This is a genomic window from Sutterella massiliensis (genome assembly GCF_016899755.1).
In the GTDB taxonomy this organism is placed as follows: Bacteria; Pseudomonadota; Gammaproteobacteria; order Burkholderiales; family Burkholderiaceae_F; genus Sutterella; species Sutterella massiliensis.
The window spans coordinates 105,159-121,394 of sequence record NZ_JACJJC010000007.1; the positions used below are offsets into that span (position 1 = coordinate 105,159).

Annotated in this window: 14 protein-coding genes; 3 read left to right on the forward strand and 11 right to left on the reverse strand. The window is 58.4% G+C overall.

The window, feature by feature from the left end; translation table 11 throughout:
• Positions 1-110: 110 nt before the first annotated feature.
• Both H6A60_RS05905 and H6A60_RS05910 read right to left on the reverse strand, forming a co-directional pair.
• A complete protein-coding gene (locus H6A60_RS05905) occupies positions 111-1,148 on the reverse strand; it encodes an extracellular solute-binding protein (RefSeq protein ID WP_205102485.1) in 1,038 nt (345 codons plus the stop codon).
• Between the two features lie 317 nt (positions 1,149-1,465).
• Entirely contained in the window at positions 1,466-1,891 is a 426-nt protein-coding gene (locus H6A60_RS05910) for a GNAT family N-acetyltransferase (RefSeq protein WP_205102486.1), read from the reverse strand.
• 316 nt (positions 1,892-2,207) lie between these two features.
• Here H6A60_RS05910 and H6A60_RS05915 point away from each other — a divergent pair, with 316 nt between their 5' ends.
• The gene (locus H6A60_RS05915) at positions 2,208-3,563 is read left to right on the forward strand and encodes an ATP-binding protein (RefSeq protein ID WP_205102487.1); all 1,356 of its coding nucleotides are present in this window, start codon (positions 2,208-2,210) and stop codon (positions 3,561-3,563) included.
• A gap of 108 nt (positions 3,564-3,671) precedes the next feature.
• Here H6A60_RS05915 and H6A60_RS05920 read toward each other — a convergent pair whose 3' ends face one another.
• Positions 3,672-6,431, reverse strand: coding sequence for a M16 family metallopeptidase (locus tag H6A60_RS05920; RefSeq protein WP_205102488.1), 2,760 nt, complete (start codon positions 6,429-6,431; stop codon positions 3,672-3,674).
• A gap of 301 nt (positions 6,432-6,732) precedes the next feature.
• Between H6A60_RS05920 and H6A60_RS05925 the strand changes: the two genes are divergently transcribed.
• Together H6A60_RS05925 and H6A60_RS05930 are read left to right on the forward strand one after the other, a co-directional pair.
• Positions 6,733-7,338, forward strand: a complete 606-nt coding sequence (locus H6A60_RS05925) for a septation protein A (RefSeq protein WP_205102489.1) — start codon at positions 6,733-6,735, stop codon at positions 7,336-7,338.
• A 74-nt stretch (positions 7,339-7,412) separates the two neighbouring features.
• On the forward strand, positions 7,413-8,195 hold the full coding sequence (locus tag H6A60_RS05930; RefSeq protein ID WP_205102490.1) for a peptidylprolyl isomerase: 783 nt from the start codon (positions 7,413-7,415) through the stop codon (positions 8,193-8,195).
• Positions 8,196-8,426: 231 nt separating this feature from the next.
• Here the strand turns inward: H6A60_RS05930 and H6A60_RS05935 are convergent, their stop codons facing one another.
• The 8 genes from H6A60_RS05935 to H6A60_RS05970 all read right to left on the reverse strand — a co-directional run bounded on the left by H6A60_RS05935 (position 8,427) and on the right by H6A60_RS05970 (position 16,079).
• A complete protein-coding gene (locus H6A60_RS05935; protein WP_205102491.1) occupies positions 8,427-9,191 on the reverse strand; it encodes a tetratricopeptide repeat protein in 765 nt (254 codons plus the stop codon).
• A gap of 148 nt (positions 9,192-9,339) precedes the next feature.
• Positions 9,340-10,728, reverse strand: coding sequence for a YihY family inner membrane protein (locus H6A60_RS05940; RefSeq protein ID WP_205102492.1), 1,389 nt, complete (start codon positions 10,726-10,728; stop codon positions 9,340-9,342).
• Positions 10,729-11,044: 316 nt separating this feature from the next.
• Complete coding sequence (gene dsbI / locus H6A60_RS05945; RefSeq protein WP_205102493.1) at positions 11,045-12,577, reverse strand: disulfide bond formation protein DsbI; 1,533 nt, start codon at positions 12,575-12,577, stop codon at positions 11,045-11,047.
• 14 nt (positions 12,578-12,591) lie between these two features.
• Positions 12,592-12,759 carry a dihydroneopterin aldolase gene (locus H6A60_RS05950; RefSeq protein WP_205102494.1) on the reverse strand — a complete coding sequence of 56 codons (168 nt, stop codon included), beginning with the start codon at positions 12,757-12,759 and terminating at the stop codon, positions 12,592-12,594.
• Positions 12,760-13,045: 286 nt separating this feature from the next.
• Positions 13,046-14,194, reverse strand: coding sequence for a beta-aspartyl-peptidase (gene iadA, locus H6A60_RS05955; RefSeq protein WP_205102495.1), 1,149 nt, complete (start codon positions 14,192-14,194; stop codon positions 13,046-13,048).
• A 147-nt stretch (positions 14,195-14,341) separates the two neighbouring features.
• Positions 14,342-14,854 (reverse strand): hypothetical protein, encoded by a 513-nt coding sequence (locus H6A60_RS05960; RefSeq protein ID WP_205102496.1) that lies wholly within the window; start codon positions 14,852-14,854, stop codon positions 14,342-14,344.
• 2 nt (positions 14,855-14,856) lie between these two features.
• The gene (locus H6A60_RS05965; RefSeq protein ID WP_205102497.1) at positions 14,857-15,450 is read right to left on the reverse strand and encodes a hypothetical protein; all 594 of its coding nucleotides are present in this window, start codon (positions 15,448-15,450) and stop codon (positions 14,857-14,859) included.
• Between the two features lie 107 nt (positions 15,451-15,557).
• Positions 15,558-16,079 carry a MerR family transcriptional regulator gene (locus tag H6A60_RS05970; protein WP_205102498.1) on the reverse strand — a complete coding sequence of 174 codons (522 nt, stop codon included), beginning with the start codon at positions 16,077-16,079 and terminating at the stop codon, positions 15,558-15,560.
• Positions 16,080-16,236: the final 157 nt, after the last annotated feature.

Sequence of the window (16,236 nt, forward strand, 5' to 3'; positions counted from 1 at the left end):
AAGTTGAAATCCGCAAGACCCGGGCGGTTGGCCCGAGCACTTGCGGTACGTCGCGAACAGAGAGGAATGCGCTTTCGTGCGCCCCTCTCGGTTCGATGCCCGATGGGGCTTTAGGACTTCATCGCCTGCAGATACGCTTCGCTGAAGGCCGCCTGTACTTCGGCCATGCGCGCGTAATCGATGCTGCCCGCGCGTGCGTATTCGCTGTCGGGAAGGAACTTCGCCGCCGCTTCGGGCGAAATCTTCGAAAGTTCGCCGACAACGGGACGCAGGAAGTTGTCCGCCCAGAGCTTCTGCCCCTTTTCGGAAAGCACGAAGTCGATCACCTTCTGGCCGTTTGCCTTGTGCGGCGCGTTCTTCACGAGCGACATCACGTACGGAACCTGGATCGTGCCTTCCATCGGAATCACGAACTCGATCGGCGCCTTGTCGACGTAGCGGGCGCGGTAAGCGTCAAAGTCATAGTCAAAGAGGATGGGAATTTCACCCGAGAGGCAGCGCGCGTAGGCGGTCTGCTTCGGAACGATCGGGCTCAGTTCGTTGAGCTTCTTGAAGTATTCGATTGCGGGCTGGAAGTTGTCGAGCGTGCCGCCCATGCCCTTGTTAACGGCGAGCGCACAGGCGTAGCCGACAAAGGCCGAAGACGGATCGAGGAAGCCCACCATGCCTTCGTACTTCGGATCGAGAAGGTCGTTCCAGCCCTGCGGAACCGGGAGATCTTCGAGCGCTTCCTTGTTGACCATGAGACCCACGGTACCCGCATGCACGGAGACCCAGGCGCCGTTCGGATCCTTGAGGCCTTCGGGCACGCGCTTCCAGCCTTCGCCCTGATAGTTTTCGACGAGCCCCTGCTTCTGCGCATTGATTGCAAACGAAATGCCCAGGTAGGCGGCATCGGCCACCGGATTCTTCGCTTCGGCGAGAATCTGCGAGATCGCCTGACCGGAATTCTTGTTGTCAACCGGCACCTCAATGCCCGTTTCGGCCTTGATCATCTTGAGCATGTCGCCCCAGCCGCCCCATTCTGCAGGGCAGTTGTAAACGATGGCGCGGCCGCCGGCGGGCGCGGCAAAGACGCTCGAAGCGCCGAAGCCGTTCAGAAGGAGTGCGGTACCCAGAAGATTGCGTGCGAATTCACGGCGTTGCATGATTCTCTTTCCTTTTTGAGAAGAAGTTGGAGGCGATCATATGGAAGGGGTATGACGGTTGGGTGTCTCCTTTGTGACAATCCGATGACATTCCTCGCGAACTTGAGCTGTTTTCGCGGCAATTAGAGATGTTTTCACGATAACGAACGCCAAGCGAACTCGCCATCCGTAAATTTGCGTGCGCTTTTAGCGATACTTCGGGAACAAAAAAAGCCGACGGCCGCTACCCGCAGGCAGTCGTACGCGTCGACTTCGGTTGCCGCACGCCGCTTTCGCGGCGTGTCTTTTCTTCATTTCGGTGTTTCCGAAAGTATTTCTCAGAGCGAGCGGCGCATTCTCACGTGCTCGATGCCCGCTTCCATAAAGCGTTCGCCCTCCGAAACAAAGCCCGCACGCTCGTAAAAGGGCTCGGCGTGCACCTGTGCGTTCATGAAGACCTCCTTCATGCCTGCGGCCTTGGCCGAACGCAACACCGCATCGAGAAGCGCGCGTCCGACGCCGCGCTTTCTGAAGGGGCGCAGCACGGCAAGGCGCCCGATCTGACCGGTCGGCAGCAGTCGAGCACACCCGAGCACCATGCGCCGTTCATCCTTCGCAACAAAGTGCCGCGACGCTTCGTCCCATTCGTCGAGCTCTTCGTCTTTGGGCACCTTCTGCTCGGCAACGAATACCATGAGTCGCACGCGTTCGCATTCGTGCTTCAGCGAATGCCAGTCGCCTTCCTCGATGTGAATGGCGGTCATCGTTTTCCTCCTACTGCACTGTTTCCAACATCGCGATGTTTGTTTACAAACGAAATGCGCGCTATTTGGTCGCAATTATGCAAAATTTGAGACGACTGGGACGCCTCGAGCACTTTCGGCTGAAAAAGTGCCGCCGTCTTAGCGCCATCTTCCGTTCACGAGCGTACTGCCCGACCAGATTCGTTACGACATCCTTTCTGCTTTGTAGCTACAAAATTTGTAGCTACAGCTTTTGTAGCTACTGATTTTGTAGTTATACTTTCTTTAGCTACAAATTTAGTAGAAAGTTTGTGCCTGACTGGAAAAGGATGCCTCCATGCGCTTTTATGGCCGAACCGCTGAGCTGCGAACGCTCCATGAACTTCTCGATAGTTGTCAAACCAAGAATACTTGCCGCCTGGCTGTCGTCACAGGTCGCCGCCGAATCGGAAAAACAACCTTGATAGAGGAAGCTTTTCGGGACTGCGGCGTCCCGTACATCTATTTTTTTACTTCAGTCGGGATCAGTGAAAACGATTTCTGCGCTCGTCTGATCAAAGCCGTATCGGAGACGCTCGACATCAAATTCCCGCCGACACTCACTGACGCGAGCGATACCTTTTCATATGTTTTGGAATTAGCCAAAAGCCATGCGTTTGTTCTGGCTATCGACGAATGTCAAGATGCAGAAAGCCGAGTGCCCGATTTTTGGTCCAAGCTTCAGAAAGCTTGGGACCTGAACAAAGACGGCGGCAAGTTGCTCCTCGTCTTGAGCGGTTCGATTCAGTCGACAATTGAGCGCGTTTTCGGTTCTGAAAGCTCGCCCTTATTCGGACGTGCAGACCTTTTTATGGTGCTGCAGCCCTTCACGACACGCGAAACGGAAGCGATTTTCTACGAAGAATTTCCTGCCGGACAAAACGAGGACTTGTTGACGCTTTATGCAGTCACGGGCGGCGTTGCTCGCTACCTGGCTTTCTTTGCCGATTGGGATGCTTTATCCAGCCGTCGACTGCTCGAGTGCATCTTTTCAGAAAAAGGAAGCTGGTATCAAGCCGAAGGCATCCTGCTTCTCAGCAAAGAGTTCCGAACGTCCACATCGACCTACCTCACCATTCTTCAGCTCGTCGCCTCGGGCGTGAGCAAACGAAGCGAGCTCCAAGATCGTTTGGACGTGGATATTTCGCCTTATTTGCAGCGACTTGAGACGAACTATCGACTCATAGAACGGACTGAGCCTATTTTGCAGAAAAAATCAAATCGCAATTTTCGCTACAAAATCAAAGATCCGTTCTTTCGATACTGGTTTGCCTTCATTTCCCAAATGTCACAGCAAAGTTATATCGAAAGAGGTCTCTGGGCGCCTGCACGGGCTCATGCTGCAAAGATGCTGCCGGCATTTTTAGGACGCACGTTAGAAGATTGGTTCATCAGACGCTGCCTAGAAAATCCTGCTTGGTGCGAAGTCGGCAGCTGGTGGGATAGAAAAGGCGAAAACGAAATAGACTTGATTGCGATCGATCGCGCGTGCAAACGAATTCTGATTGCCGAAGTCAAACTCAATCGAGACAAATACGACGAATACCGGCTGCGTAAAAAAATCGACGTTTTCCTAGAACACCACCCGGAACTCTCGGCATTCGACATTGCCTGGCGGCCTTTGTCGATAGAAAACATGCGAGATTTAATCTGAGTTTGCGCCGCAGAGAAAAAACGCTCGACCGAGAAAATTCGATCGAGCGCTTTTTTTGAAGCATTTTTGCACGCGGGCGAGGTACCGAAGTACCTCGCCACTGCAGCCTTACTCCGCGAAGTCCTTGCCGGCAGCCTTCGCCTTAGCGCGGTCACCCGCGAGCGCGAAGGTCATCTTCGACGGATCGGCAATGCGGCGAATCGCCTTGTTGACGTCCTCAACCGTGAGTTTTGCGATCGCATCTTCGGTCGCTTTCGAGAAAGCCCACGTGCGATCGAGCTCGAGATAGTTGAGCCAGTTGGCGGCGAGCACCGGGTCCTGGGCACGGTTGACGGCACGCGACTCGATGATGCCGCGTTTGGCTTCGGCGAGCTCATCTTCGGTGATGCCGTTTTCAAGCGCCTTCTTCAGCTCGTCGCGAAGGCTTGCTTCCGCCTGTGCGAGATTCTGCGGTGCAACGATTGCACCGATCGACCACTTCGCACGCGTGCCGAACGAAGGCAGCGAGAGGCTCGAGCCCGCACCGTAGGAGAGGCCTTCCTTCTGGCGCAGACGCGTCACGATGCGGTTCGAGAGTCCTTCGGAGCCGCCCAAAATCCAGTCGGCGACAACGAGCGCGGGCATATCTTCGTCGGCCAAATTGGCCTTCAAGTCGACGCGCGCAAAGAGCATCGCGTTTTCCTTGTCGGGCGTATCGATCGCAAAGCGAGCCGCTTCAACGGGCTTAAAGTCGGAGATGATGCGCTCGAAAGGAACGGTCGCACGCTTCTTCTCGACGAGATTCGCGCCGAGCGCTTCAACAAGCGCTTCAGGCTCGAAGTCGCCCACCACCGCAATGGCGCCCTGCGTGAGGCCGAAGACTTCGCGGTAGTAATTCTTGACGTCGTCAAGCGTCACGGCTTCGAGTTCGGCAATGAGTTCGGCGCTCGTTTCGGTGTAGCGCGCGTCGCCCTTCGGGTACGTATTGAAGTGCTTCGTGATCGCATCGCGCCCCTTCGTCTGGGGTTCATCCGAACGGGACTTGAGGCCCACGATCGTCTGGCGCTTCAGGGTATCGAACTCCTTCTGCGGGAAGTTCGAGGCAGTAAGGAGGTGCCCGGCGAGCTTCACCGCCTCAACGAGGTGTTCGCGATCGGTCGTGAAGCTGAAGGGCGAGCCATCCATCTTGAGCTTCGTGAAGGCGTCGTCGATCTCATCGCGCGTCATCTTGTCGGTTCCGCGCGTGAGCATCGCTACGGCGAGCATCGGCACGGCCGCATTCGCAGCCGTCTTGTTGTTGCCGTTATTGAAACGCATGTTGACGACAACCGTTTCGCCAAGCGTCTTCTTCGGCAGCAGCGCGAGTTTCACTTTGCCCATTTCGGCGAGCGTCGTGCGCGCGTCTATGTTGGCCTGCGAGACGTCGAAGGCTTCGGCCTGCGCCCCCTCTTCGCTGAAGGTGAAGCGCTTCAGGAGTTCTTCGGCGTCGGGGGCAGGCGCAATTTCGGCGCGCTTGACGTCTTCGGTCGGCACATAGAGACCCACGACGCGGTTGTCGCGCACGAAGTAGCGCGCGGCAGCCGCTTCGATCTGATCCTTCGTCACGGCCTTCACCGTATCGCGATCCGCAAAGAAGAGCCGCCAATCGCCCAAACCGATGTAGTCGGAGAGATTCACCGCGAACTGTTCGGGATCCGAGAGCAGACGCTCGAACATCGTGGCTTGCTCGGCCTTCTGGCGGGCGAGCTCGTCGTCGCCCACGGGCTTCTGCGCGAAGGCGTTTTCGATCTCTTCCACAAGCTTCGTCTTCACTGCCTGGATATCGTCGCCCTTTTTCACCATGGCGCCGAACATCACGAAGCCGGGCTTTTGTGCAGCGATCGGCCAGCCGAAAACCTGCGTAGCCATGCCGGTTTCGACAAGCGACTTGTAAAGACGCCCCGTCGGGGCGGTGGCGAGAATTTCCGCGGCCATCGCAACGGGTTCGTAGTCGTCCGAGAGCGCGCTCGGCACGCGATAGCCCACGGCAACGAGCTGCGTCTCGCCCTTGCGGCGGATGTAGAACTCGCGCTCGCCGTCGGCCGTAGGCTCAACGGTCCATTCCTTGGGCAGGACGCGCTCAGGCTTCGGAATAGCGCCGAAGTCTTCGGCGATCCAGCCGAGCACCTTTTCGGCGTCGAACTTGCCCGAAACCGTCAGCACGGCGTTGTCGGGCTGATAGTAGCGGCGGTAGAAGGCCTGCAGGTTCTCGATTTCAACATTCTCAATGTCGCTGCGCGCCCCGATCGTCGAGCGACCGTAGCTCTGCCAGTCAAAGAGCACGCTCTGCATGCGCTTGAGCATGACGGAAATCGGCTTGTTTTCGCCCATTTCGTACTCGTTGCGCACTACGGTCATTTCCGTGTCGAGGTCCTTGCGCGCGATGAAGGAATTCGTCATCGCGTCGGCCTGCCAGCCGAGCGCCCACTTCATGTTGTCGTCGTTGGCCGTGAAGGAAACGAAGTAGTTCGTGCGGTCGAGCCACGTCGAGCCGTTCATACGGAAGCCGCGCTTCGTGAACTCGGCCGTCGGATTCGGGTAATTCTTCGAACCCTTGAACATCAGGTGCTCAAGGAGGTGCGCCATGCCGGTCTCGCCGTAATTTTCCTGGCGCGAACCGACGAGATACGTCATGTTGACGGTGGCCGTGGGCTTCGATGCATCCGGATAGAGCACCACGCGCAGACCGTTGTCGAGCCGGTACTCGGTGATGCCTTCGACGGTGACGTAGGGCGACGGCAGGTCGCTTCTCATGCTTGCATTCTCCTCAGCGCAGACGCCTTGTGCGCCCGCAACAACGGCTGCCGACGCGGCGGCAGCCACAATTTTTCCAATCTTCTTTGCCTGCATCTGCATTCGTTCCTTATTGGACGTTCCTTCTCGGTTCTTGTCGATCCTTATGGAAGGCAGTTACGAAATAGATGCGTCAAACAGTACCGCGCGACGTCCACTTTGAAGCTGAAGCTCGGTGCGGCAATGCGTTTCTCAATGTTACCGAAGCATTTCGTTTTCGACCTGCAACGGCAAAGTCGCGATCCCCGATCCTTGCGCGCCGATGGTATCCTTTGCCGACCGACGGCGCTGGCCTCGTCCGATCGCGCAAAGACCGCCCGTCTCCACACGACACCGCTTCGAATTGGACCACCCGCAGATGAAGCTTCTTTTCGACTTTCTGCCCATCATTCTCTTTTTCGCGACATTCAAAGGCGCGGAACATTTCTCAGAAGGTTCGCTCGGACTCGCACAGTCGATTTTGGGCGACGGCATCACGGCGCTCACCGCCCCCGTTTTCCTCGCAACGATCGTCGCGATTGTCGCGACTTTCCTTCAGATCTTCTGGCTCAAGCTCAAAGGCCAGAAGGTCGAACCGACCCTCTGGATCAGCCTCGCCGTGATCGTGCTCTTCGGCGGCCTCACGCTTTACTTGAAAAACGAATGGTTCATCAAATGGAAGCCCACGATCCTCTATTGGATTTTCGGCGCCATTCTCTTTTACGGGAACCTCGCAAAAAAGAACTTCATTCGGCTGCTTATGAAGGGGCAAATCGAAATGCCCGACGCGGCTTGGGGAAAACTCCAAAGCATGTGGATCGGCTTCTTTATTTTTGCGGGCTTTGTCAATCTCGCTGTGGCATACGCCTTTTCGACCGATGTCTGGGTTAACTTCAAGCTTTTCGGCTTATTGGCCTTGACAATGATATTTACAATTGGCGTTGCCGTATGGATGACAAAGCAGGCATCCGAGGGCCAAAATTGACTCTGTTTTTACCGATCGGCCGCATTTCAAAAGGTCTCGGATCGGCAACCTTCAGCAATTTTCAAAGAACAACCATGGATAAGAAGATTATCGTTCTCGGCCTTGCCGCCGCTCTTGCCGCCGGCACCGCCAGCGCTGAACTCAAAGCCTTCAAGGTGAACGGCGAGACCGTTTCCGTCGCCGACCAGAAGGAAATTTACGACCGCGCCGTCGCGCAGGGTCAGCCCGCGGGCGAACAGCTCGAACGTCAGGTCAAGAACCTCCTCGTCCAGCAGAAAGTTCTTCTCCAGGAAGCCAAGAAGGCCAAGCTCGCCGAGCAGCCCAACGTGAAGGAAGCGATCGAAGACGCGCGCAACCAGATCCTCATCCGCGCCCTTGCGCAGGATTGGGCCAAGAAGAACCCGGTTTCGGACGCCGATCTCAAGAAGGCCTATGACGCCGACAAGAAGGCCTATGGCGACACGGAATACCAGGTTCGCCACATCCTCGTGAAGACGGAAGACCAGGCAAAGAACCTCATTCAGCGCATCAACAAGGGCGCCGACTTCGGCAAGCTTGCGCAGGAATTCTCCGAAGACACGAGCAACAAGGCCCAGGGCGGCCTCTTGGGCTGGGTCGTTCCGCGCTCCTTCGTGCCGACCTTCGGCACCGCCTTTACGGCGCTTAAGGCCGGCGAAGTCGGTCAGTCGCCTGTTCGCACGCAGTTCGGCTTCCACGTCGTGAAGCTCGAAGCCAAGCGTGCCGCGCAGCTCTATCCGACCTTTGAATCGCAGAAGCCCGTGATCCGCAACGCGCTCGCGAACCAGCAGGTCCAGAAGCACTTCCAGGAACTCGTGAAGAAGGCCAAGGTCCAGTAATTCCGAGAGGTACTGAAAAAGCGCGGCAAAAGGCCACGCTTTTTTCGAAGTGCACATCGAGCACCGAACGGCGCACAAGCGGCGAATGTCGTCCGCGGTGCGCCGTTTGCCTTTTCGCCGGACGTTTGAGCCGCTGGCCGAACCGCATGCCAACAAAAAGCCCGTACGAAAGAAGCTATCCTCCGAACGGGCTTTGGCGGTTCGTGCTCGACTTCGTCGGCAGCGAATCGCTTACTTGGCAGCCGCTTCCCAGGCTTTCGGATCGAGGTCCTTGAGCGAATCGAGCACCGCCTTGAGCGTCAGTTTTTCGGCGCGCGCCTTTTCTTCGGCGTTGAGCGCGTGGCGCAGATTGCGCGCGTCGGCCGCCGCATTGCGGTTGGCCGCCTGGCCGTCAACGGGCTTCGAGGCGGCCACGAGCAGCGTAAGCGCAGCCGGTCGATCAAGGGCAACGCCGTTGCCGTTCAAGAGCAGCTCGGAGAGCGCCATATACGCGCTCAGGTTGCCCTTGAGCGCCGCACGGTAGTACCAGCGGGCGCCTTCGGTCGGATCCTTTTCGACAAACTGGCCGAGCACATAGTAGTCGCCCATATTGCGCATCGCCTGTACGTTGCCGAGCTCAACGGCCTTCTTGTCCCAGACATACGCCTGCGGCCAGTCGAGCTTTACGCCGAAGCCGTTTCGATACGCGTGCGAGAGTTCGAGCATCGCTTCCGGATCACCCAAATAGGCGGCTTTTTCCCACCAATAGGTCGCTTCGAGCGGCTGACGCTTTTGACCGGTGAAACCCTTTTCGAGAATGCGACCGATCCAAAGCATGGCAGTCGTGTCGTCCTTTTGTGCGGCGACCTTGAGCTCCTTGAGCGCATTGACGTGATCGCCCGCCTTCAGGTAGCGAAGACCGGCTTCGGTGTCCGCAAACGCAGGCCCCGCAGCAAGAACGACCGCCGCACCCACGCCGGCAAAAAGAAGCCCGAGCTTGCTCATCTGAATTGCCATTTTCGAATTTCTCCCGGAAAAACGCCCGCACGCACGGGCAGTGCCTGGCGCGACAACGTTTCAAGCGCTGCGCGAGGCTCAATTGCTTCACGGTAGCAAAGAATTCTTAACGCAAGCCTATCGGCGAGAAGCGCCCTGCGGCTTACGCTTACGGTGCGGTGCGCTCGCTCTCCTGAGCGGTCTCTTCCGTCGCTTCGGAGACTTTTTCAGCAGCCGTCTCAAAGCGCTCGCTCCAGTCGGCCGCATCGCTATCTAGAAGCGCCGAGAGCGGAGCATTGACGGTCGAATCGTTCATGAGGCGCCGGTACCACCCGAAGAGCTGCCCGGCTTCGCGCCGCTGACCGATGCGCTTCGGTGCAACAAGCGTGTTATCCGGATCGATCAAAAGAATGCGGAAAGCGTCTCGCAGCGTCTTTTCGTCGGGGTCGCAGAGGAGCGCCCAAGAGGAGAACTTGCGTCGGCCGCTCGGGCGGATTTCACCGCAGTAGCCCGCAGCGGACAAATGCGTGAGAATCCGTTCGACCAATTGAGGGTAAGCGTCCACTTCGCTTGCGAGGACGTCTGCCGGCACGGTCGGATTGCCCGACGCCCGCGCGGCGGTGAGGACACGCAAAAGAGCTACACCCGTCAAAAACTCGTTGCCGATCCGATAACTGTCCGCAAAGCGCCCGGACGCAAGAAGCGGAATGGTTGCCGTCACCGCCGCCCCGGAAAAGACAAGAAGCCACGTCACGTAAAGCCAAAGGAGAAATACCGGGAAAGCAACGAAGGCGCCGTAAATCGAAGAAAGCGTGCCGGCCGTCACGTAGATCTCAAAGCACTCGCGCACAACGAGGCCGGCGATCGCAACGACGAAACCCCCGGCAAGGGCATGCGAAAAAGGCACACGGCAATTGGGCACGAACTTAAAGAGCGCGCCGTAGCCGAGCGACTGAACCAGCACTTGAATGATCGTGAGCATCCACATCGGCAGCGACGCGCTCTGCGCGTCGACTGCGCCCGCCGCAAGCCGAAGCGCCTGCGTGGAAATCGAAATCGAGAGCGCCATCACAACGGGCCCGAGCGTGAGCATCGCCCAGTAGATCAGCGCGCGCTGCGACCACGGACGCAGTTCGCGCACCTTGAAGATGCGGTTCACCGTCACGAAAAACTTGTCGATCAATAGAAGGCCGGTGAGCGAAAGGCCCGCAATACCGAAAGCGCCGAGCCCGGAAGCGTGCGACGTAAAACTTCTCAGATATTCGAGAATCGTTTCGCTGTACTGCGGCGGTAGAAAACTGTTGAAAATCGCATCTTCGAGCGCCTGCCGCGTCGATTCAAAGCTAGGAAACGCGGCAAAGACGGCGAGCGAAACAGCGAGGAGCGGCACGAGCGACAAAAGGGTCGTGAGCGTCATGGAGGACGCAACTTCCTGAAGCTGCGCGTCCTTCATGCGAGCCACCGCAAATCGCAGGAGCGTGCGGCAGATGTCGAAAAAGTGCTGACGCCGCAGGAGATCGGTAAGCGTCTTCGGTCGGAGGTAGGCGGCAATGGGCATAAAGAATTCGAGAGCGCATAAACGGCTTTGCTGAAAAAGTGAAAGCGGCCGTTCGCCTCAAGTCGTTCGATTCGGACGGGATGCTACCTTCCGATTCTAAGCGCGACAGCGCTTTCGAAGTGCCGCCCGACTGTGACGCACTTCGCGGGAGAGCATCCGTGCGCAAAAAAAGCCTCCGCAGAGAGCCGCTGCAGCCGCAGCAGTTTCCTTGCGGAGGCTTTTCGGATTTTTCTTTCTCGCTGCCGCTTCAGGTCCGGCGTGCGCCTTGTCGGGTGTACGCCGGTTGTTCGGAGGAGAGAGCTCCGTGAAGCCGCAATTAACGCGTGAGCGTCACGATGCGGTTCGAGTCGAGCACTTCAAAGACATCGCCTTCCTTCACGAGACCGCGGATGTCCTTAAGCTCTGCAGGAAGCGCGAGCACTTCGGTCACTTCTTCCTTGGCCAGATCGATCGCAACGATCACATTGAAGTTCTTCGAAGCAGCCCAGAGGATACCGTCTTCATAAACAAGACCGGTGACATAGAGTTCGCCGAGCGTACGGCCTTCCTTGAGAGCGGCTGCCGGCTCGAATTCGCCCGAAAGCGTCCAGTCCTTCATGAGGGCCTTCGAGATCACGAACTTCGTCTTGTTCTTGTTGTCGGGAAGCGTCGCCGTGTAGATGTAGCGACCGTCCGTGGCGGAACTGTGAACGTACGAGTACTTGGCGCGTTCCGTTCCGATGCGGGCGCGGCCGATGCCGCCGACGGCTTCAACCTGATCGCGGCCCGCCGTAAAGTTGCCCCAACCCTTGACATCGTCGGCTTCAGGATTCTTGCGGACGCGAAGGATAGACTTGTTCGTGCCCATGAGCACAAAGGCATCGTCGCCGTAGGGCGTTGCACCGACAAGATCAAGAACGTTCGCGGAGTACCACGGATCCATCGCAGCGTGCACGGCAGGCTTGAGGTCGTCGCCCAAGAACCAGAAGTCGTACTTCGACATCACGATGTACTCGCCGCGGATCTTCTGCAGCGTGTTGAGCTTGGCGTCGATGCCTTCGATCGCACGGGTGTCGGCGATCTTGAGTTCGCCCGTCGCAGCAACCGGCGCCTTGGCGGCGTCGTGCTCGAACGTGATGCCGAGCTTGGCGGTATTGGGCTTATAGGCAAAGTCCGGATCCTTCACGTTGCGGCGGCCGAGGAAATCGATGCCGCTCCACATGCCTTCCCAGGAGTCGGACGACCAGATGACGTACTTGCGGTCCCAGGAGAAGCGGACGGGATCGCCCTGGCCCCAGTTCGGGGGAACGCCCGTCGACCAAAGCGCCTGGAAGGCGTTCGAGCCGATGATGAAGGCGACGATGCCGAAGGCGATCTTCATGAAGCCCGACATCGGACGCCAGGGCTTGCCGCGCATTTCGGCGATGAGCGCGTCAAAGCGCGGGGCGAGAAGCGTCGCAAGGCCGAAGAGGAAGACCACGCACCAGAAGACGACTTCGGCCCAGAACTGCGTATGCAGACCGAAGATGTCGAGGCCGAAGCCCTGACCGACGTCACGCATGGCGTGGTTGCCGTAGTGACGGAAGGACGAGTAAAGGCCCACTGCAGCCATGATCAGCATCGTGGCGAGGTACTTGGGCTTGAAGCCGTAGCGGACCATGAAGAGCGCGACGACGCCGATGTAGGCCATCTGCTGACGCTGGCCCCAGCAGAGCGTGCAGGGGCTGTCGCCCATGAGGTAGCCGAGGATGATGTTGGCGATACCCACCGGGAGCAGGACGATCAGAAGGCCGCCCCAGCAGATGATGTCGTAGTAGGTCTTCGCCTTGGAAAGGTCTCGATCGGAGACGGGCTGCGAATAATCAGTCATTTACGGATCTCCGATTAGAGGTTGAGAGCGCCCAGAAGCGCCGTGGAAACATGTCCGATATACATGAACACGACGACGGCCCAGCCGCCGATCGTGAGCCACCATGCGAGGCGTTCCTTCTCAGGCTTGAACATCATGAGAAGAACCGCGATGCAAAGGAGCGTGAATTCAACGAACTCCATGGATTACTCCGGTCATAGGATTGAAGGCGCCGCCCCGTCAACACAATCGGGCGGCATTGCTATAGACTTTGCCCTACGGATAAACGTGTAGGGTCTTCTAGTCAGAAGGCCCGAATAATGCCTGAAAAGCGTCTCATTCGCAAGTAATTTTTACAATTGTCTGATCCGAAAAAAGAAAAAAATCGGTACCAACCCTGAGGTCGGTACCGACTTTTTTTGTTTGCGACCGAAAGCCGCTGTCAGCGCGCTATAGAAAGCGCGCCGCGCAGCACAGCTGCCGCCGTTCTCAAAGCTCGAACGCGCCCTTCTTGACGACGACGCCTTCGCGCATGACGGGCACACCCTTCATGAAGACCCAGTCGAAGTCGAACCCTTCGTTCATGACGAGGAGGTCGGCGTCGAACCCTTCGGCGACAGCGCCCTTGCCCTTGAGGCCGAGGGCACCCGCGATCGTCTTCGTCATCGGCAGAAGCGCCTTTTCGATGCCGAGCTCGGGGATGAGTGCCTGAATCGTTTCAATGTCGGCACGGATCGAACCAACGCCGAAGCCCACCATTTCGCCCTTTTCGTCAAAGCGCGGCATCGAACCCTGCCCGTCCGAAGAGAGCGTGATCTGTTCGAGCGGCGCACCCGCGGCAAGCGCGGCCATCACGGCGTCCTTGGCGTCGCCCATGTAGTTGCCGCCGCCCGTCGTGATATCGATGAAGCCGCCTTCCTTGGCAAAGTCGCAGGCCATTTCGAAGACGCGCTTTTCGCGCGCAACGTGCGTCGGGCGCATGTGCTTAAAGGGAACGCCGTGCTTGCGGCATTCGTAGAAGACGGGGAAGATGTCGTCGGCCCAGTCGCCGCAGTGCACGTGCAGGAACCCGGTCTTCCCGGTGAGCATGCCGGCGACGCGGATTTCAGAGAGCAGGCGCAGCACTTCCTGCGCAGTCGGGAAGGACGAACGGTGGTCGCCCATGGCGATCTTCACGCCCAGAACTTCCGGAATCGTGAAGATATCCATCTTGGCGCTCTTCGTGATCGTGGCGACGGGATAGCAGTAGCTGCTCGTCCACATCCAGCCCGTGGCGCCTTCGACCGTGAGGCCGCGCACCTTGGCGAGCAGGTTTTCGATCGAGCGCGACATTGAGTCGGTACCCGATACGCCGAGGAAGGTCGTCACGCCGGCGCCGACGAGCTCGGAGAAATTGAGCTCGGGGCAGCGGCTGTTCCAGCCGCCTTCACCGCCGCCGCCCGTGACGTGGATATGCTGGTCGATGAGGCCGGGAATAACCTTGCGGCCCTTGACGTCGATCGTTTCGAGACCTGGGATGTTCGGCTCGAGCGTGGGTGCCACGGCGATGATCTTGCCGCCGGCAATGAGGATGTCGCGCGCGCCGACGTGCTCGGGCGCGTACAGATCGGCGCTCTTGATAAGAATGGGGTTTTGCATGGTTGGTCCTTTAATGCTTGCAGTGCAAAAGTCGACGCACGAACGCCGCCCTCTTCCGCCGCACGTCAAAAGCGGTTCGGACGATGGGGCGGCGTCTTCGGTCGCCGCTGCCGGGCCCGGTTCTCCTCGTCCGGCAATCCGTTTATTTTAGTTGCTCGCGCCGTACGTATTGCGGCTCGCCTCACTGCGAAGAATCACCCATATCGCCCAGACAGATACCGTGCATAGGAGTGAAAACCAACCGATCCAATCGGCTGCGACCGTCCCGGCAAGAAAGAGCCCGCCAGTGGCTTCGAGGAGCGGCCCTGCGACCGCAATCGAGAGCGCGGCCTCGGCTCGCACGCGCGGTCTGCGTCCGAAAAAGAGTCGAATCGACGCATAGAAAAAAAGCGCCGCCCCGAACGCATTGAGCGCACACTGCGCGGCAAAAACGTCGCCTGCTCCCACGTATTGATAGGCAAGCGCCGCAGCTGCCGCATCATAGATGCCCGCCAGAAACGCGAGCCCCGCCACGATCAGAAGCGCGCCGTCCACCCCCGCGGGCAGTCGATCGGTTGCGGGCGGCACTCGCTTAGAGGCCTGCCAAAGGCTGTGAATGACGAGCGCGGCAAAGCCAAAGAATGCAATGAGACCGAAAAATTCCTGGAGGTTGCTCGGCATCATCAGCTCGCGAGATTGCGCTTGGCGAGGTAGGCCTTTTCGATCTTCTTAGCCGACGAGAGGCCGTACGTAAAGGCGCTGCGGTTTGAGAAGAGCAGATAGATCGTCGCAAGAATCGTAAAGGTCGAAATGCCGGCAAAGCCCGAGCTCACATCAACAGGAATCCCGAGGATGACGGCCTTGAGAAAGTCGCCGCCCGGGCCCGCTACCCAGAGAAGCACCACAGCGGTCCAAAGCGCCGCGCGCGAGCGGCCGATCGTGAGAACCATGATGGCGGCAAGAAGGGCAAAAACGACGATGGCGCCCGGAATGATCGTCTTGATCGCAGGCCACGCAAAATCCGCATCCATCGAGATCACACGGGCAACTTCGCCCGCGCCGCGCCCGAGCTCAAAGAGCAGCAGCATCGCATCGACCGACAAAAAGAAAAGCAGCCCGAGAAGAAGCCCGCCGATCCCCGCCGGCATTCCGGGGACTTCGCACGCGGGCGGCACACCGCGGCCGATGATGCGAAGAAAGAGCGTGAGAAGAAGCGGCACGAAGAGCGCGAGGAGCAGCCCGCTCCCGGTGAATGCAATGGAAAACTGTTCGAACATTTTCTTAGGACTGTCTGTCGCAACGCAGCCGCACATACGTGCAGACTGTCGGCGCTGCGGTATTGGGTTTGTTGGTGCTGACTTGCGGCTTGATGCCGCCCGGCCGATCAATCGTTTTTCGAGGCGTGCGCCTGCCGCGTTTTTGAGTCGCCGCAGCCGCAATCGCAATCGCAGTCGCAGCCGCATTCGCAAGAGGCGCTCTCGGCGGGCGCCATCTCTTCGGGCGTGCGCCGCACGGCGAGTTCGGCAATGATGCCGCACATTTCGCCCGCTCGATGCTCGCCGCTGCAGTGCGCGCGCAGCTCTCTCAGATGGTTGCGGAGCGAGCGCAGTTCGCGGATGCGAAAGTCTACTTCGTCGAGGTGCTTTTTGATCAGCTCGTGCGCACAAGCCGCGCTTTCGGGATCGGGCGAGTCGAGGGCGCCTAAAAGCGCGCGGATTTCTTCTAGACCGATGTCGAGATTGCGGCAGCGGCGAATGAAGTCAAGCCGCGCTTCGTGGCTTTGGCCGTACTGGCGGTAGTTGTTCTTCGCTTCACGCACGGGCGGCGGAATCAGGCCGATTTTCTCGTAGTAGCGGATGGTTTCGGGCGTATTGCCGGTGATTCTGGCAAGTTCGCTGATGCGCATGGTCGTTTGCGGGTGTTTCTTTCGGCAAGTGTCGGCGGACGGTCTGCGGGATTCGCTTGCCCGCAGAAGAACGAGAGACGATTTTCGCAGATTTCACTTGACTCTGTAACAGCTTCAGGGTGTTCAATCAAACCATAGGATTGTTTTTCCTACTGTT

Coding starts and splice junctions, on each gene's coding strand:
- H6A60_RS05950 (WP_205102494.1), bottom strand. CDS start 12,759: ATGGAGTTCGTTGAATTCACGCTCCTTTGCATCGCGGTTCTTCTCATG.
- H6A60_RS05935 (WP_205102491.1), bottom strand. CDS start 9,191: ATGGCAATTCAGATGAGCAAGCTCGGGCTTCTTTTTGCCGGCGTGGGT.
- H6A60_RS05965 (WP_205102497.1), bottom strand. CDS start 15,450: ATGTTCGAACAGTTTTCCATTGCATTCACCGGGAGCGGGCTGCTCCTC.
- H6A60_RS05940 (WP_205102492.1), bottom strand. CDS start 10,728: ATGCCCATTGCCGCCTACCTCCGACCGAAGACGCTTACCGATCTCCTG.
- H6A60_RS05930 (WP_205102490.1), top strand. CDS start 7,413: ATGGATAAGAAGATTATCGTTCTCGGCCTTGCCGCCGCTCTTGCCGCC.
- H6A60_RS05920 (WP_205102488.1), bottom strand. CDS start 6,431: ATGCAGGCAAAGAAGATTGGAAAAATTGTGGCTGCCGCCGCGTCGGCA.
- H6A60_RS05960 (WP_205102496.1), bottom strand. CDS start 14,854: ATGCCGAGCAACCTCCAGGAATTTTTCGGTCTCATTGCATTCTTTGGC.
- H6A60_RS05925 (WP_205102489.1), top strand. CDS start 6,733: ATGAAGCTTCTTTTCGACTTTCTGCCCATCATTCTCTTTTTCGCGACA.
- H6A60_RS05905 (WP_205102485.1), bottom strand. CDS start 1,148: ATGCAACGCCGTGAATTCGCACGCAATCTTCTGGGTACCGCACTCCTT.
- H6A60_RS05915 (WP_205102487.1), top strand. CDS start 2,208: ATGCGCTTTTATGGCCGAACCGCTGAGCTGCGAACGCTCCATGAACTT.
- dsbI (WP_205102493.1), bottom strand. CDS start 12,577: ATGACTGATTATTCGCAGCCCGTCTCCGATCGAGACCTTTCCAAGGCG.
- iadA (WP_205102495.1), bottom strand. CDS start 14,194: ATGCAAAACCCCATTCTTATCAAGAGCGCCGATCTGTACGCGCCCGAG.
- H6A60_RS05970 (WP_205102498.1), bottom strand. CDS start 16,079: ATGCGCATCAGCGAACTTGCCAGAATCACCGGCAATACGCCCGAAACC.
- H6A60_RS05910 (WP_205102486.1), bottom strand. CDS start 1,891: ATGACCGCCATTCACATCGAGGAAGGCGACTGGCATTCGCTGAAGCAC.